This window comes from Amycolatopsis sp. PS_44_ISF1, from assembly GCF_032335455.1.
GTDB lineage: Bacteria > Actinomycetota > Actinomycetes > Mycobacteriales > Pseudonocardiaceae > Amycolatopsis.
This window is the reverse complement of the sequence record NZ_JANUXO010000003.1, coordinates 67,409-83,099: the sequence shown is the minus strand read 5'-3', so window position 1 is coordinate 83,099 and position 15,691 is coordinate 67,409. Positions and strand designations below refer to the sequence as shown.

The window sequence follows — 15,691 nt, the reverse complement described above, 5'->3', positions numbered from 1 at the left end:
CGCACCGTGGGAAATCCCCGGGAAGCGGCTCGTGGCGGGCCTACTTTCAGGTAGGTTACCCGGATTTTCGGTTTCGGCATTTGAGATCGGAAACGACCGGTGAAACACTGGTCAGGAACCTAGCACACCACCAGGATCCGCTCTCCGGAAAAACCGCGGCCCGAAGGACGTCGCGGACACATTGCCGGTCTCGCAACAGGTATCCCCACCGTCGGAGCAGTCGGCGACCGATTCGGACGAGCCGTCGAAAATGCGCCGAAAATCTCCATTCTTCGATCGACCTCCGCCGAAATAACCGCGCGCTGCCCGGAATCGCACGATTCGTTTTAAGGAGCCCGTGACCCGTCGTGTTCACTCTCACCCCGCTGGACCGCCGGTTCTTCCCCGCCGATCCGGAGCACGTCACGCTGGGGCTGAGCCCCTGGAACGGCCGGTACAAAACCCCGTACATCAAGGAACTGGTCACCTGGGCCTACCGGCGCTTCGGCCGGCTCGACGTCTTCGTCCCCGGGTACGAGGCCGCGCACACCCTGGTCGCGGGCGGGTACCCGGTGGGCGAGTCGGTGCACCGGGCCCGCCGGGCGATCAACCGGTTGCGCAACCCCAGCGTGCGCGCGCTGGCCGAGCTGGGGGTGGCCGATCCCGCCTCGCACGTGCGGACGTGGACGCAACTGCACAACCGGCCCGCCTACGTCCACGGACTGGAGCTGGCCCGCCAGGCCTACGAATCCGATCCCGAGGCCCGGGCCGCCTGCCGGGCCACCGCGCACGGCGCCATCAGCCGGCTCGAAGACCACAGCGCGATCACCGACGCGCACGTGGACCTCGCCGTCGGCTACGCCATCGCCGAACTCCCGCTGGTCCTGCACGGACCCGAGATCTACGGGGTGAAGTCGACCCTGTTCCTCTACCACCGCGACATGGAGCTGCTGCACCCGTTCCTGCGGCCCGGGGCCTTCCTGCCGCCGGCGCCGGGGCAGGGGTACGCCATCGTCACCGACCAGGACGGCGGTGCCCGGTGAGCACCGGATCGCCCGAGCTGCCTCTGCGCTACCCGTTCCCGCTCGGCGAGCTGGGCGGGCTGCCGCCGCTGGTGCGCTGGGCCCAGGCCCACCGGCCGGTGTGCCCGGTGCTCCTGCCGTCCGGGGACCGGATCTGGATGCTCACCCGCCGCGACGACATCGCCGAGGTCTTCGCCGACTCCCGGTTCTCCCGGCGGCTGGGCGACGACTCCCCGCGGCTGGCCGGCCCGGACATCACCACCGTCGAACGCGGGCTGTTCCACCTCGACCCGCCCGATCACACCCGGGTCCGGCAGGTGGTCTCCCGGTTCTTCACCCGCCGCGCCGTGCAGGACCACCGGCGGCTGGTCACCGAGCAGGGCACGCGGCTGCTCGACGCCATGGCCGACGGTCCCGACCCGGCCGACCTGGTCGCCGCCTACGCCCAGCCCCTGCAGTTCCGGGTCATGCGCCGGGTGCTCGGTGTGCCCGAGCCGCTGTGGCCCGAGCACGAGCGGATCTTCCGCACCATGGCCTCGATCACCTCCGGTCCCGCGGAGGTGGCCGAGGAGACCGCCAACATCCGCGGTCTGGCCGCCCGGATCCTGGCCGTCGGCGAACCGTCCGGCGACAACCCCGTCGGAGCGCTGCTCGCCGCCCGGCGAGCCGGTGACCTCAGCGCCGACGAGGTCGCCGGAACGGTCTTCGTGCTGCTGTTCACCGGCACCGACGCCGTGATCGCCCCCACCGCCGAGGGCGCGCTGATCCTCATGCAGCACCGCAATCAGCTCAAGGACTGCCTGGCCGGTCCCGAGCGGTGGGCCCTGGCCGCCGAGGAGGTGCTTCGCTTCTACCACAACGGAGTTCTCGGCTTCCCCATCATCGCCACCGAGGACGTGGAGCTGCACGGCACGACGATCCGGGCGGGTGACGGGGTGGCGGCCTCGATGCAGGCCGCCACCTGGGACCCCGCCCACGTCCGGCACCCGGAGAAGTTCCGCGTGGGCCGGAAGGAAACCGCCGAGGCCACCTTCGGCGCCGGCCCCCACTACTGCCTCGGTTCGCAGCTGGCCCGCGTCTACCTCGCCACCGCGCTCCGCACCCTGTTCGAACGGCTCCCGGAGCTCTACCTCGCGATCAACGCCGAGGAAGTGCCGTGGCGCAACGACATCGTCTTCACCCGCCCGGCCATCGTCCCGGTCGCCTGGTGACCACCCGGGGGCGGCCCCCGGCCCCGGCCGCTTTCCCGGTGGCACCGGCGGCGGGGTGGTGCGCGGCCCCGCACCGGCTCCGCTCGGCGTGCGGCGCTGTGCACCGGCACATAGCATTCAGCCGGTGCGACACCACGATCTGATCGTTCTCGGTGCGGGTTCCGGGAACAGCGTCATCGACGATTCGTTCTCCGGCTCCGACGTGGCCATCGTCACCGAGGGCCCGTTCGGCGGGACCTGCCTGAACTACGGCTGCATCCCCAGCAAGATGCTCGCCCACACCGCGGAGGTCGCCGACGAGGTCCGCGGCGCCGGTACCTTCGACCTCGACGCCGAGCTTCGCGGCGTGCACTGGCGCAAGATCCGCGACCGCGTCTTCGGCCGGGTCGACGATCAGCGCGACAGCGGCGAACAAGGCCGTCGCGACAGCGATTTCATCACCGTCTACACCGGGCAGGCCCGGTTCACCGGACCGCGGAGCCTGCGCATCGAAGGGGCCGCCGGGCCGATCGACGTCGAGGCCGACCAGGTGGTGATCGCCGCCGGTGCCCGGCCCGTGGTCCCCCCGCCGGTCGAGAAGTCCGGGTTGCCGTACGACACTTCGGAAACCGTCATGCGGATCGACGAGCCGCCGCACCACCTCGCGGTGCTGGGCGGCGGCTACATCGCCGCCGAACTGGCCCAGGTGTTCGCCGCCCTGGGCAGCGAGATCACCATCGTCGAGCAGGCGGACCGGCTGCTCGGCCCGCAGGACGAGGCGATCGCGGACGCGTTCACCCGGCTCGCGGGCGAACGGTTCACCCTGCGGCTGGGCCGGGAGCTGACCCGGCTCGAAGGCGAGCCCGGCGCGCTGCGGCTGGTGCTCGACGACGGCTCGGTCGTGACCGCCGACCGGCTGCTGGTCGCCTCCGGGCGCGTTCCCAACGGCGACCGGCTCGACCTGCCCGCGGCCGGGATCGACACCCACGACGACGGCCGCATCCGCGTGGACGCCCACCAGCGCACCACCGTCGACGGGGTGTTCGCCCTCGGGGACGTCTGCACCCCGGTCCAGCTCAAGCACGTGGCCAACCGCGAGGCCGAGGTGGTCCAGCACAACCTGCGCCACCCCGCGGACCTTCGCAGTGCCGACCACGACGTCGTGCCCGCCGCGGTGTTCACCCGGCCGCAGATCGCCACCGTGGGCAAGACCGAGCAGTCCTGCCGCAACGAGGGGATCGACTACGTCGTCGGCACCCGGCGCTACGCGGACGTGGCCTACGGATGGGCGCTGGAGGACGACACCGGGTTCTGCAAGGTCATCGCCGAACGCGGCAGCGGCCGGCTGCTCGGCGCGCACATCATGGGCCCGCAGGCGCCCTCGCTCATCCAGCCCCTCGTCCTGGCCATGACGCTGGGCATCGACGCCCCGACGCTGGCCTCGGCGCCGTACTGGATCCACCCGGCCCTCACCGAAGTGGTCGAGAACGCGCTGCGGGACCTGACCCGCTGACCCACTCCACAGAACGAGGTGAACCATGTCGGCGACCCCGCCGCACGTCCTGGTGATTTTCGGCGCCACCGGCGATCTCGCCCAGCGGCTGCTGTTCCCCGGCCTCGTGCAGTTGTGGCGCGAAGGCGGATTGCCGGACGGGTTCCGGGTGATCGGGTCCGGCCGCACGTCGCCGGGAAGCGACGACGAGTTCCGCAGCGAGCTCGGCGAGAAGGTCCGGGAGCACGCCGACGTCGATGCGGCGGACTGGTCCTCGTTCGCCGGGCGCCTGTCGTTCGTGGCCTCGGACAGCGACGACGGGGACGACCTCGCCCAAGCCGTGCGGTCGGCGCGCGCGGACTTGGGTGACGACGCCCGCACGCTGCTCTACCTGTCGGTGCCGCCGGAGGCGATGGGACCGATGGTGCGCATGTTCGGCGACACCGGCTTGGCGGACGACGCCCGGCTGATCCTGGAGAAGCCGATCGGGCACGACCTCGCTTCGGCGCGGGAGCTGCACGAGACCGTCCGCGCGACCTTCGCCGAAGAACAGGTGTTCCGGATCGACCACTTCCTCGGCAAGGAGGCGGTCCGCCGGCTGCCCGAACGGCTGACCGGGCCGGTGCCGGCGGTGGCGATCGAGGTGCCCGAGGAGATCGACATCGAAGGCCGCGGCTCGTTCATGGAAGCCACCGGCACGTTCCGCGACATGGTGCCCACCCACCTGTGCCAGGTCCTGGGCGTGCTGGCCATGGATCCTCCCGAACGCCGGGACGCCGCCGGTGTGCACGCCGCGAAACTGGCCGTGTTCCGGGCGCTGCGGCCCTTCGCCCCCGAGCGCACGGTGTTCGGCCAGTACGAGGGCTACCGCGACGAAGAGGACGTCGACCCGGATTCCGACCGGGAGACGTTCGTGGCGCTGGAGACCTTCGTGGACACCCCGCGCTGGCAGGGGGTGCCGTTCCGGTTGCGGACCGGCAAGGCGCTGGCGCGGACCAGCGTCGTGGTCACCGCCGGTCCGCACCGGTTCGACCTCACCGAGGAAACGGACGCGACGGCCTACGCCCGCCTGCTGCACGAGGCGCTGCGGGGCGACCGGACCTGGTTCACCACCGCCGAAGAGGTGGAACGGCTCTGGGAGGTGAGCGCGCCCGTGCTCGATTCGCCGCCACCCACCCACCGCTACCCGCGCGGTTCGCAGGGTCCGCGCGACGCGGACCGGCTGGCCGGCGCCGACGGCTGGGACGCGAACGGCCGATGAGCGAACGCTACCTCCCGATCGCCGAACACGGGCTCATCGGCGACCTGCGCACGGCCGCCGTCGTCGGCACCGACGGCGGGATCAGCTGGTTCTGCGCGCCCCGGTTCGACTCCCCCAGCGTGTTCGGCGCCCTGCTCGACGCCGACGGCGGCGGCCGGTGGGCCCTGCAGCCGGTGTGCGAGGTGACCAACCGCCACCAGTTCTACATCCCCGACTCGAACATCCTGGTGACCCGGTTCCTGACCGAGGACGGCATCGTCGAGGTCCAGGACTTCATGCCGATCCGGGTCCGGCGCGATCCCGAGCACCGGCAGCGCCTGGTGCGCCGGGTGGTGAACATCCGCGGGCACGTGCGCCTGCGCACCGAGGTCCGGCCCCGCTTCGACTACGCCCGGGCGGAGCACCGGACCGAGGCCACCGAGGGCGGGACCGTCTTCACCGGCGCGGGGCTGCGGCTGGGCCTGAGGACGTCGGTCCCGCTGGAGCGCGACGACGACGGCCTCACCGGCGAGTTCGACCTCGGCCCCGGCGACACCGCCTTGTTCGTGCTCGAGGTGCTCGACGGCGAGCTGCCCAGCGGCCCCCTGGACGAAGAGGTGGAAGAGCTCTTCCGGGCCACCGCGGGGTTCTGGCGGTCGTGGATCGAGCAGTCCACCTACACCGGCCGCTGGCGGGAGATGGTGCACCGCTCCGCGCTCCTGCTGAAACTGCTGACCCACGAACCGTCCGGCGCGATCATCGCCGCACCCACCTGCGGGCTCCCGGAGCAGCTCGGCGGCGAGCGCAACTGGGACTACCGGCACGTGTGGATCCGGGACGCGGCCTTCTCGCTCTACGCCCTGCTGCGACTGGGATTCACCTGCGAAGCCGAAGACTTCTTCGGCTGGCTCACCGACCGCTTCGCCGACCCCGGCGACGGCGATCTGGGCCCGTTGCGGGTGATGTACACCATCGACGGCGATCCGGCCCGCGAGGAGGAGACTCTCGACCACTGGGAGGGCTACCGGGGCTCCGCTCCGGTCCGGGTCGGCAACGCCGCGGCCCAGCAGTTGCAGCTCGACATCTACGGCGAGCTGATCGACTCGATCTACCTGTTCGACAAGTACAGCGCCGGCCTCTCCCACCAGGCCTGGCACAGCCTGGTGCAGGTCATGGACTGGCTGCTGGAGCACTGGGACCGGCCCGACGAAGGCATCTGGGAGGCCCGCTCCGGGCGGCAGGACCACACGTTCTCCCGGCTGATGTGCTGGGTGGGGATCGAGCGCATGATCCGCGTCGCCCGCCGCCGGGGCCTGCCCGCCGACCTCACCCGCTGGACCAGCGTCCGCGACGAGATCTACCAGCAGATCCAGACCCGCGGCTGGAACGAGGCGGAGAACAGCTTTTCCCAGCGCTACGACGGCTTCGTCGCCGACGCCTCGCTGCTGCTGATGCCCCTGGTGAAGTTCTGCAGCCCCACCGATCCGCGCTTCGTGGCCACGGTGCAGGCCATGGAGCGCACCCTGGTCGTCGACAGCCTGGTCTTCCGCTACGACCCGGACGAGGCGTCGGACGGGGTGGCCGGTTCCGAGGGCACGTTCTCGATCTGCTCGTTCTGGTACGTGGAGGCGCTGGCGCGCCTCGGGCGGGTGGAAGACGCCCGGCTGGCGCTGGAGAAGATGTTCACCTACGCCAACCACGTCGGCCTGTACGCCGAGCAGATCGGCTTGACCGGTGACCAGCTCGGCAACTTCCCCCAGGCCTTCACCCACCTTTCGCTGATCAGCTCCGCGATCAACCTCGACCGCGCACTGGGCGAATAGCGGATGCCCGACGCCGCACCTGGCCCCCGAACCCGGAATGAGCTGATGGATCTTCTGCTGCCCCCCTCCACGGACGATTTCACCGCGAACGACCTGGAGGAGCTGTACGCCTACCCGGATCACCCGGCCCGGCCCTGGATCAGGGTCAACTTCGTGAGCAGCGTGGACGGCGCGGTCACCGTGGACGGTCGCTCGCAGCAGCTTTCCGGGAAGGCCGATCGTCGCGTGTACGAGCTCAACCGCGACCTGGCCGATGTCGTGCTCGTCGGCGCCGGGACCGCGATCGCGGAGGGCTACGCCGCCGTCCGCGGCCACGAACTCGACTCCGCCCGGCGGTCCCGCCACCGGCTTTCGCCCGCCCTTCCGATCGCCGTGGTGAGCAACCGCTGCTCGATCCCCGCGGACTCGCCGCTGTTCGAGGACGCCGAAGCGCCGACGCTCATCCTGACCTGTGAAAAGGCCCCAGCCGAACGCAAAGCCGCGCTCCGGGCCGCCGGTGCTGTCGTCCTGGAGTGCGGCGGGGACCAGGTCGAGCCCGCCGAGTTGCCGGCCGCTCTGGACGGTCTGGGGCTGCGGCGGGTGAACTGCGAAGGCGGTCCCGGGCTGTTCGCCACGCTCATCGCCGCCGACCTGGTCGACGAGCTGTGCCTGACGGTGGAGCCGGTCCTGGTCGCCGGGGAGGCCGGGCGCATCGCGTCCGGCGCCCAGCCGAAGGTGCCGCGCTCCCTGGACCTGGTCTCGCTCGTGCACGCCGACGGGTCGCTGCTGCTGCGCTACCACCGCCGGCGATGACCGGGGTGGACGAGCGGCCCGAGCGCGAACGCCTGTTGTCGCCCACCCGCATCTACCTCGAGCCCGCCGCGGCCGAGCTGCCCCGCGGACGCCAGATCCTGGCCCGGTTCCCCGACGCCACCAGGGTCGAGGTGGACAGCCACTGGCAGATCCCCGAACTGCACGGCGACGAGACCAACGTCCGGCGCTGGGTCCGCATCAAGCACGAGGCCCTCGTGCTGGGCATCAAGAAGTCGCTGACCGCCCGCCCCAACGGCCGCTCCGCCGACTTCATCGCCCCCTCGACGGCCAACGGCTGCGCCATGGCCTGCGCTTACTGCTACGTACCCCGGCGCAAGGGCTACTCCAACCCGATCACGGTCTTCGCCAACATCGAGCAGATCACCGGTTACCTCGCCCGCCACATCGACCGGCAGGGCAGCAAGCCGACCCCGAACCAGTGCGACCCGCAAGCGTGGGTCTACGACATCGGCGAGAACTCCGACTGCTCCCTCGACGCCCTCGTCAGCGACAACGTCGCCGACCTCATCGAGCTGTTCGCCCACCGGGCCGGCGCGAAAGCATCGTTCGCGACCAAGTACGTCAACCGCGAACTGCTCGAACTGGCCCCGCGCGGACGCACCCGCATCCGGTTCTCCCTGATGCCGGACCGGGCCGCGAAGCTGCTGGACCTGCGCACCACCCCGGTCCCGGACCGGCTCCGCGCGATCGACGACTTCGTCGAAGCGGGCTACGAAGTGCACCTCAACCTCAGCCCCGTGGTCGTCTACCCCGGCTGGCAGGCCGACTGGGCCCGGCTGCTGGACGACCTCGGCGACGCCACCGGCGAACGGGCCAAAGCCCAGCTGGCCGCGGAAATCATCATGCTCACCCACAACCGCGCCCTCCACGAGGTCAACCTCGGCTGGCACCCCAAAGCCGAGCAGTTGCTCTGGCGCCCGGATCTGCAGGAGACCAAGCGCAGCGAAAGCGGCGGCCTCAACGTCCGCTACCGGAGCGGCCACAAACGGGCACTGCTCGACGAACTGCTCGACCTCATCGCCGGGCACGCCCCCTACCTCCGCGTCCGATACGCCTTCTGAGCGCCGCACCCGCACTTTCGTCACAGTACGTATTGCCTGATGGAAGCGCAGATTCGAGGGTTCGGAAGCGTCCGCCGTGGGTATCTCCCGGATACCTCTGAGCGAGCAGGGCCGGAGTCACCGCCAGGTGAGGTCCGGCGGATTCGCTGCGGCTTGCCTCAGCTGCTTGCCAGTGACCTGCGTTGTGTTTCCGCTGTACCGGATGACTGTGGAGGCTCCTGATGATGAACGACTCAGGTAGATGGCACGCCGACCTGCAACGTCGAGAGCAGGAGCTGCACCGGCGGCGCATCCGGGCCGCCCGGCCCTCTCCCCGGGTGCCGGCCGCTCCCCGGCCCCGGTGACGGGAACGCCGCCCCGGTAAGGAAAAGACCGGTCCGGTCACCGATTTCCCGCCGTGGTCGGCGATCGGACGCGGCCGGGTCTCCGCAACCATCGGATCTGCTTATCCGGTAATCGGGCGAGGCACGAACGCGATGGGCAACGCTCTCGGGCTGGTCCGCTCGGATGTCTCCGAGCGGACCGGCCCGATTTCCTTGAGCCCCAACGATCTTGAGACGCCGGCGGCCTACCGGCTGTCCTTCGGCGGCCGGGGGAAGAAGAACGCCACCCGCCGCTGGTAGTCGCGGTAGCCGGGCCGGTCCTGCATCCGCTTCTCGGTGCGCTTGGCTCCGGTGGCGAACATCAGCAGGTAACTCATCAACGCGGGGGCGGGCAGCGTCAGCACCCCCGGCCAGGTAGTGGCGCCGGCCAGCCACAAACCGTCCCACACCAGGGAATCACCGAAGTAGTTCGGGTGGCGCGACCAGCCCCACACCCCGGTGTCCAGCACGTCCGAACGGTCCTCGCGGTCCTGCTGGGAGTACTTCGCCTTCTGCTCGTCGGCGATCGCTTCCACCACGGCCCCGCCGACCGCCACGGTCACGCCCGCGGGCACCAGCCACCGGCGCGCCCCACGCGGTAGCGCGCTGGCCGCCGCCAGTTGCAGCGGCGCCGAAACCAGCAGCTGGGACAACCCCTGGGTCACGAACACCTTGCCGACGACCGCCGCCGTCGAGTCCCCTTCGAGGAATTCCTTGTAGCGTGGGTCTTCTTCCGAACTGTCGCGCATGCGCTTGAGCATCTGCCGTTCGAGGCGCGCGGCCCACGCGGTGGTGACCGCGGCCAGCGTCCAGCGTCGCCGGGCATCTCCACTTCCCACGATGGCGCCGGTCAGCGCCACCGCGGCCAGCCCCGGCCCCCAGACCGCGTCCGCGTAGTCCCGGCGCCCCTTCCGGAGCGCCACCACGGCCGTTGCGGTCTGCGCCACCCCGACCACCGCCGCGGACCAGCCGGCCACCCGCAAGAGGTTCCCGGTGTCCACCGCACCTCGCCGTCCCCGGACCACCGTCAACCGGCCAGGCCGTTGAGGACGGAGCTGAGCTGCCGCTCGGTGTCGTTGCCCAGCTTCTCGAACACCACCTTCGCCACGGGGGCGGCGAGCTTGGCCACCCCGTGGAACTCCAGGTCGTTGGTGTAGGTGATGCGCGATCCCCCGGCTTCGGGGACGACCTCGATGGTCTCGGTCGAGGTCGCGGTGTCGTTGCGTCCGACCAGCACCACGCGGTCGCCGGTGAGCTCCTCCAAGGTGTAGGTGAGCTCGGTGCTGATGCCCGCGATCTTGGACGTGTTGTGCCAGGTGGACCCCACTTCGACCGGGCCGCTGCCTTCGCGGGTGCAGCGCTCGGTGCCGGGGTCCCACTGCTCGGCGTGGCTGAAATCGGCGAGGTAGGGCACCACCACACCGGGAGCGGCCCGCACCGTGAACGTGCGCGAAACAGAACTCACTGAGCTGTCCTCCAAGACGAGCCGAACCGGAAGAAACGTCGACCCGCTCCGCATTCCCCCGCTGCCCCCGCGGCAAACCAGAGCCACCTCGGCCGGGTGCCGCTGCGGGCCGGGGCCGCCGCGTCGAGAGGACAGCGGCCGAGGTGTCACGGCGAGGGACGCCGGACGGCTTTCCGTGGCCCGGAAGTGCGCACCCGTCTCGCGCCGGGATCGATCGAGCCAGGTCGGCTCAACGCGGGCCAGGTCGGTTCGGGCCGGTTCGGCCTCGGATCGGTTCGGCCTCGGATCAGTTCGGGTCAGCCGGTCCGGCACGGTGCTTCGGCTCGGACTCGGCTCGGTTCGGTTCGTATGAATTCGGCTCAGCCCTGTCCGGCCGAGTGCTTCGGGTCGGACTCGGCTCGGTTCGGTTCGTATGAATTCGGCTCAGCCCTGTCCGGCCGAGTGCTTCGGCTCGGCCTCGGCCCAGTCCCGGTTCCGTCGGCTTGATCCGGGTCGAGGCGGCGCAGGTCGGGCGGGCCCGGGATCGGTCGCCTGACCCGGATCGAGGCGGCTCGGCTCGACTCAGCCGGGGGCCTCGGCTCGGGTCGGGTCCCAACCGGTTCGGCTCAGTTCGGGTCGGGTTCCAACCGGCTCGGCTCCGGTGTGGCCGGGGCTGCGGCGGACCGGCCGAGGTGGGCGAGGGCGGCGGGCACGTCGGGCACGACCGTGAAGTAGCGGTCCATGCCCAGCAGGCTCAGCGGGCGCCGGACCACGTACGCCTCGGTGGCCACCACCAGTTCCTGCCCGGCCGCGCTCAGCCGGGTCGCCGCGGCGGCGAGTTGCCCGAGGATGCACGACGCGCAGAACGACACCGCGGTCAGATCGGCCACCACGGGCCGGCCCAGCGCCTCGGCCTGGGCCAGGGTCGCGCCCAGCAGTGGATCGGCGGCCAGGTCCAGCTCCCCGGTCGTCTCGACGATCACCACGTCGCCGCGATCGGCGACCTCGACGGTGAACGCGTCCCGCGAGCGCGGGTAAGGGGTGAATTCGGACATCATCTCAGGGACTCCAGCCGCAGCGAACGGAAACCCGCTGACCGGCGGCCGGCGCGCAGGACGCGGCCGCACCGGGGAAGCAGCGGGTAAAACCGGGCAAGCTGTGGACTCAACGATGCCGTGCCACCACGGTAGCCGCCCGGACCGACAGTTCCCCGACCCCGGGTCCGACTCGCGCCCACGTTGTGACGTAGCCGTCACTCCGGGCAGGCCCGGTTCACCCGCGCGGCAGCTCGGCCCACACGGTCTTGCCTCCGCGGGCGGCGCCCTGACCCCACCGGGTGCACGCCTGCTCGATCAGCCGCAGACCGCTGACCCGGCGCACCGCGGTGTCCACGAGCCGGGCCGGGGCCGGGCTGGCGTCGGTGACCTGCAGCACGATGTGGTCCTCGCCGAGGGTCACTTGCACGTTCCGGCAGCCCCGGCCGTGCCGCAGCGCGTTGGACACCAGTTCGTCCAGCACCATCACCACGTCGCTGACCCAGCTCGCGCCGACCCCGGGCAGCAGGCGGCTCACGGTCCGGCGCACCCAGGCCCGAACCTGGCGCGGACCGTCCGGGCCCGCCGCCGGGCTCAGCGAACACCGCGCCGTCACGCCGGGCTGCGACGGGGCGGACTCGGTCGAGTTGCTGCTGGTCATCATGGCCTGCCTTCCGCCGGATCCCGGACCGGTCACTCGTGAAACCACGGCTACCCGATCCGGCCGGAGTTATTCGGTGACGGCGCCCTGCGGATCGTCGACCGAGGTCAGCTCGGCCCACACGGTCTTGCCCGTGTCGTGCTGCTGCTGCTGGCCCCACACCATCGCGCAGGACTCGATCAGCGCCAGGCCCCGGCCGCCGGTGTCCGAGGGCGGACGCGGGCAAGCCTCGTCGACGCAGGCGTCGTCGACCTCGATCCGCAGCCAGCCCGGCCGCCGCTTCAGCCGCACCTGACGCGGCGGCACCCCGTGCCGCAGCGCGTTGGACACCAGCTCGTCCAGCACCATGATCATGTCGGCGAGCTCCCGCGCCGGAACATCCTGCAGCGCCGCGCGGGCCCACGCCCGCACCCGGCTCAGCTCGGCCAGGTCGTCGGCCACATCCAGCATCCGGACCTCGACCTCACCCGAGGTCCGCTCGGCGTACTCAGCCGTCATCGAAAACCCACCCAGTTCCCATCCGGTTCCGCTGTGACATCGCTGTCCGAATCCGATTGCCCGATCCGGCTGCCGCTCACACCTCACCGGCGGCGAGCGCAAGGTGGCGGCCGTCACGCCGACCGGCCGGCGGGCCGGGCTCCGGTCCGGTCGAAATCCGCATCGACGGCACGCGCCGGGCTGCCGTGAAACGCTGCGCCCGCGCCGAACCTCGAACGCGGGCCAACCTGTGCCTTGGGTTCGCTATCCTGCCCGAGGTTGAGCCCACAGCCGACCCTTGGCACGCAGGTCTGTCACGAGATCGAGCCGGCCCTCCTCCACGCGCACCGAGCGGTGCGAGACAGTGCGGTACCCATGACATCGTCGTCCGATCCAGCCGCCGAGGGCCACCACCCCCTCGTCGGGCAACCGCACAGCGAAGACGAAGAGGGCTCGGTCGCCGAGGCGGAAGCCGAAGCCGCCGAGATCAGCACCCCCGAGCAGCCCCTGGGCACCGTCGGCAAACGGCTCGACCGGCGGTCCCCGTTCTTCATCGGCATGGCCGCCACGGCCGGCGTCGCCGTGACCTACGGCCTGATCCAGCTCCTCGCCGGGGCCGAGCAGATCCTCGTCCTGGTCGGGCTGGCCCTGTTCCTGGCCATCGGCCTGGAACCGGCGGTGTCGTGGCTGGTCAACCACCGCTTCCCGCGCTGGCTCGCGGTCACCACCGTGTTCGTCGTCGCCTTCGCCGCGCTCGGCGGGTTCCTCGCCGCGGCCATCCCGGTCATCGTCGAACAGGCCACCGCGCTGGTCAACCAGGCCCCGGGGTACCTGCGCCAGGCCCAGGACCACAACACCTTCCTCGGCCGGCTCAACGAACGCTTCCACCTGCAGCAGGCGATCGAGTCGGCGGTCACTTCCGGTGACGGTCTGACCAGCGGTGTCCTGGGCGCGGGCAAGGCGGTGTTCAACGTCGTGACCGACGGACTGATCCTGGTCGTCCTGACCATCTACTTCGTCGCCGACCTGCCCCGCATCCGCGCCACGATGTACCGGCTGATCCCGCATTCCCGCCGGCCCCGCGCGATCCTGATCGGCGACGACATCTTCGCCAAGGTCGGTGGTTACGTCCTGGGGAACCTGGCCGTCTCCGTCATCGCCGGGGTGCTCACGCTGGTCTGGCTGCTGAGCTTCGGGGTGCCCTACGCGGCCCTGCTGGCCATCGCCGTCGCGGTCCTGGACCTCGTCCCCGTGATCGGCTCGGTGATCGGCGGCGCGCTTATCGCCCTCGTGGCGCTCACGGTGTCCCTGCCGGTGTTCTTCGCGACGGTGGGGTTCGCCCTGGTCTACCGGGTGGTGGAGGACTACCTGCTGGTGCCCCGGATCATCGGCAACGCGCTCAAGGTGCCGGCCTTGGTCACCGTGGTCGCCGTGCTGCTCGGCGGAGCCCTGCTCGGCGTCGTCGGTGCGCTCGTCGCGATCCCGGTCGCCGCCGCGATCCTGCTGCTCCTCGAACAGGTCCTCTATCCCCGCCTCGACACCGCCTGACCGGCCCGGAGTCCACCGGTGGGCCGCGATCGGCTCCCCCGCTCCGGAGCAGCGCTGGGAGATTTCGGAAATCCACCGGCCACCGGGAGTTTTACTTCCGCCCGAACGGGGCAGCCACTGCATGCGCGAGTGACATTCCCATGCCCCGCGCAGTGGGCCCGGTACAACAGAGCGCCGGGCCCACGCGCGTGTCCGCATCCGGTCTGCCCACCCCATTCCCGTTCGCGGCGCATCCGCCATTCGCCGCAACGTCCGGCACCTTTTCAGCGGAACGCGGCCGGGTCCGCGGTTTCGTCCCGGCCGAACGGTTTGGCACCGGGCCGGACCGGTTATCAGGAACTGTTCGCCCGGCCGACTCCTGGGGGTCATGGTGCAGATCCGCAAGCCCGTCCTCGGTCACCTCGGTGGCCTCAGTGACATCGACCGCGCCTTGGCCGTGCTGGCCGGGCAGGGCGTGCACCCCGGACGGGCTCGAGCCGCCCTGGGCGAGCTGGCGCGGGAGCGGCACATCTCCCTGAGCCAGTGCGCATCCCTGGTCGCGGGCAGCCTGAACGGCTCCCGCAACTGACCCCAGCCGGCGGTGTGCCCAGCCGTCGATCTGCCCGCCGGGCCAGGAAAACCCGTGCCCGCGGGTGATCACGCCGGACCGGGGTTGCCGGGCCTGGTTCGGGGTACTCGGGCCCAGGTGCAGACCTTTCTCCCTTCCCCGGACTTCGTCGGAAGTGCGCGCGTACTCGACCGGCGGCGGCTGGGCAAACAACGAGTCGAAACGTTGCAGGTCCTGCGCGCCCTCGTGATCCCGGGCTACGGCTGGCGGAACCACCCGGCGGCGAAGATGTGGACCGGCTATCCCGAAGCGCTCACCCGCTACGGACTCGACGTGTGCGAGGCCTGGTGCGCCACCGGCGCGGCCGACACCTGCGCGGTGAAGCTCGTCGACCAGTACGCGGGCGGCGAGATCCGGACGCAGGCCGAACTGGCGGACGCCGGCGAGCTCCCGCCGTGGCTGGGCGACGACGCGGTCCACCGCAGTCACCGATCGGCACTGGTGCGCAAGGACCCGGAGCACTACCGGCCGTTGTTCCCCGACGTTCCGGACGACCTGCCCTACGTGTGGCCGGCCTCGGACCGCTGAGCGGCCGATCGTGGTCCCGATCACCAACCGGAAACCGCGATTTCCGCGACCGCGGTTTTCAGCTCGAACGGGCCAAAAGGGCAGCTAGGAGACCACGGCTGGTGACACAGCGAGGCGACTCGGCCCAGAAAGTTACCCCATTGAGTGAAAAAGCTTGTTTGACCGTGCGGACTATTGGGCACTCCGGGCCCGGGGCAAGACGGCGCCACTCCGGGTACCGCGACTCCCCGTCAGAGAAAGAGCCTTTCAAGCATGATCATTCTCGGTGTCATTCTGCTCATCATCGGCTTCATCGTCGGCATCCCCGTGCTCTACACCATCGGCATCATCCTGGCTGTCGCCGGCGTCATCCTGGCGGTGCTGGGCGGAACCGGCCGTAAGATCGGCGGGCGAGCGCACTGGTTCTGAGC

The 15,691-nt window shown here is 70.9% G+C and carries 16 protein-coding genes; 11 read left to right on the top strand and 5 right to left on the bottom strand.

Going from position 1 to position 15,691, the window contains the following annotated elements; genetic code table 11:
* Positions 1 to 347: 347 nt before the first annotated feature.
* The 7 genes from NYF13_RS26780 (at position 348) to NYF13_RS26750 (ending at position 8,620) form a co-directional block, all read left to right on the top strand.
* Complete coding sequence (locus NYF13_RS26780; protein WP_315660519.1) at positions 348 to 1,022, top strand: tRNA-dependent cyclodipeptide synthase; 675 nt, start codon at positions 348 to 350, stop codon at positions 1,020 to 1,022.
* A complete protein-coding gene (locus NYF13_RS26775) occupies positions 1,019 to 2,212 on the top strand; it encodes a cytochrome P450 (protein ID WP_315660518.1) in 1,194 nt (397 codons plus the stop codon). Before NYF13_RS26780 ends, NYF13_RS26775 begins: the two co-directional genes overlap by 4 nt.
* A gap of 124 nt (positions 2,213 to 2,336) precedes the next feature.
* Positions 2,337 to 3,704: a mycothione reductase gene (locus tag NYF13_RS26770; protein ID WP_315660517.1), complete on the top strand. Its 1,368-nt coding sequence runs from the start codon at positions 2,337 to 2,339 to the stop codon at positions 3,702 to 3,704.
* A 25-nt stretch (positions 3,705 to 3,729) separates the two neighbouring features.
* Positions 3,730 to 4,944 (top strand): glucose-6-phosphate dehydrogenase, encoded by a 1,215-nt coding sequence (locus tag NYF13_RS26765; protein ID WP_315660516.1) that lies wholly within the window; start codon positions 3,730 to 3,732, stop codon positions 4,942 to 4,944.
* Positions 4,941 to 6,746: a glycoside hydrolase family 15 protein gene (locus tag NYF13_RS26760; protein WP_315660515.1), complete on the top strand. Its 1,806-nt coding sequence runs from the start codon at positions 4,941 to 4,943 to the stop codon at positions 6,744 to 6,746. The genes NYF13_RS26765 and NYF13_RS26760 overlap by 4 nt, the downstream gene beginning before the upstream one ends.
* A 45-nt stretch (positions 6,747 to 6,791) precedes the next feature.
* Entirely contained in the window at positions 6,792 to 7,538 is a 747-nt protein-coding gene (locus tag NYF13_RS26755) for a pyrimidine reductase family protein (protein WP_315660514.1), read from the top strand.
* Positions 7,535 to 8,620, top strand: coding sequence for a spore photoproduct lyase family protein (locus NYF13_RS26750; RefSeq protein ID WP_315660513.1), 1,086 nt, complete (start codon positions 7,535 to 7,537; stop codon positions 8,618 to 8,620). Before NYF13_RS26755 ends, NYF13_RS26750 begins: the two co-directional genes overlap by 4 nt.
* Positions 8,621 to 9,188: 568 nt before the next feature.
* Here the strand turns inward: NYF13_RS26750 and NYF13_RS26745 are convergent.
* The 5 genes from NYF13_RS26745 to NYF13_RS26725 all read right to left on the bottom strand — a co-directional run bounded on the left by NYF13_RS26745 (position 9,189) and on the right by NYF13_RS26725 (position 12,619).
* Positions 9,189 to 9,983, bottom strand: a complete 795-nt coding sequence (locus NYF13_RS26745; protein ID WP_315660512.1) for a DUF1295 domain-containing protein — start codon at positions 9,981 to 9,983, stop codon at positions 9,189 to 9,191.
* A 26-nt stretch (positions 9,984 to 10,009) separates the two neighbouring features.
* The gene (locus tag NYF13_RS26740) at positions 10,010 to 10,447 is read right to left on the bottom strand and encodes an SRPBCC family protein (RefSeq protein WP_315660511.1); all 438 of its coding nucleotides are present in this window, start codon (positions 10,445 to 10,447) and stop codon (positions 10,010 to 10,012) included.
* 605 nt (positions 10,448 to 11,052) lie between these two features.
* On the bottom strand, positions 11,053 to 11,484 hold the full coding sequence (locus NYF13_RS26735; RefSeq protein ID WP_315660510.1) for an STAS domain-containing protein: 432 nt from the start codon (positions 11,482 to 11,484) through the stop codon (positions 11,053 to 11,055).
* Between the two features lie 214 nt (positions 11,485 to 11,698).
* Positions 11,699 to 12,121 carry an ATP-binding protein gene (locus NYF13_RS26730; protein ID WP_315660509.1) on the bottom strand — a complete coding sequence of 141 codons (423 nt, stop codon included), beginning with the start codon at positions 12,119 to 12,121 and terminating at the stop codon, positions 11,699 to 11,701.
* Positions 12,122 to 12,190: 69 nt separating this feature from the next.
* Positions 12,191 to 12,619 (bottom strand): ATP-binding protein, encoded by a 429-nt coding sequence (locus NYF13_RS26725; RefSeq protein ID WP_315660508.1) that lies wholly within the window; start codon positions 12,617 to 12,619, stop codon positions 12,191 to 12,193.
* Between the two features lie 354 nt (positions 12,620 to 12,973).
* On the opposite strand from NYF13_RS26725, the gene NYF13_RS26720 reads away from it, so the two are divergent.
* The 4 genes from NYF13_RS26720 (at position 12,974) to NYF13_RS26705 (ending at position 15,689) form a co-directional block, all read left to right on the top strand.
* On the top strand, positions 12,974 to 14,146 hold the full coding sequence (locus NYF13_RS26720; protein ID WP_315660507.1) for an AI-2E family transporter: 1,173 nt from the start codon (positions 12,974 to 12,976) through the stop codon (positions 14,144 to 14,146).
* 367 nt (positions 14,147 to 14,513) lie between these two features.
* Complete coding sequence (locus NYF13_RS26715; protein ID WP_315660506.1) at positions 14,514 to 14,714, top strand: hypothetical protein; 201 nt, start codon at positions 14,514 to 14,516, stop codon at positions 14,712 to 14,714.
* Positions 14,715 to 14,831: 117 nt separating this feature from the next.
* Complete coding sequence (locus tag NYF13_RS26710) at positions 14,832 to 15,281, top strand: MSMEG_6728 family protein (RefSeq protein ID WP_315660505.1); 450 nt, start codon at positions 14,832 to 14,834, stop codon at positions 15,279 to 15,281.
* A gap of 252 nt (positions 15,282 to 15,533) precedes the next feature.
* Positions 15,534 to 15,689, top strand: a complete 156-nt coding sequence (locus tag NYF13_RS26705; protein WP_315660504.1) for a hypothetical protein — start codon at positions 15,534 to 15,536, stop codon at positions 15,687 to 15,689.
* Positions 15,690 to 15,691: the final 2 nt, after the last annotated feature.

Excerpts from the sequence above, each read along its gene's own strand:
- NYF13_RS26765 (WP_315660516.1), top strand. The coding sequence starts at position 3,730 with ATGTCGGCGACCCCGCCGCACGTCCTGGTGATTTTCGGCGCCACCGGC.
- NYF13_RS26760 (WP_315660515.1), top strand. The coding sequence starts at position 4,941 with ATGAGCGAACGCTACCTCCCGATCGCCGAACACGGGCTCATCGGCGAC.
- NYF13_RS26755 (WP_315660514.1), top strand. The coding sequence starts at position 6,792 with ATGGATCTTCTGCTGCCCCCCTCCACGGACGATTTCACCGCGAACGAC.
- NYF13_RS26750 (WP_315660513.1), top strand. The coding sequence starts at position 7,535 with ATGACCGGGGTGGACGAGCGGCCCGAGCGCGAACGCCTGTTGTCGCCC.
- NYF13_RS26735 (WP_315660510.1), bottom strand. The coding sequence starts at position 11,484 with ATGATGTCCGAATTCACCCCTTACCCGCGCTCGCGGGACGCGTTCACC.
- NYF13_RS26730 (WP_315660509.1), bottom strand. The coding sequence starts at position 12,121 with ATGACCAGCAGCAACTCGACCGAGTCCGCCCCGTCGCAGCCCGGCGTG.
- NYF13_RS26725 (WP_315660508.1), bottom strand. The coding sequence starts at position 12,619 with ATGACGGCTGAGTACGCCGAGCGGACCTCGGGTGAGGTCGAGGTCCGG.
- NYF13_RS26720 (WP_315660507.1), top strand. The coding sequence starts at position 12,974 with ATGACATCGTCGTCCGATCCAGCCGCCGAGGGCCACCACCCCCTCGTC.
- NYF13_RS26715 (WP_315660506.1), top strand. The coding sequence starts at position 14,514 with ATGGTGCAGATCCGCAAGCCCGTCCTCGGTCACCTCGGTGGCCTCAGT.
- NYF13_RS26705 (WP_315660504.1), top strand. The coding sequence starts at position 15,534 with ATGATCATTCTCGGTGTCATTCTGCTCATCATCGGCTTCATCGTCGGC.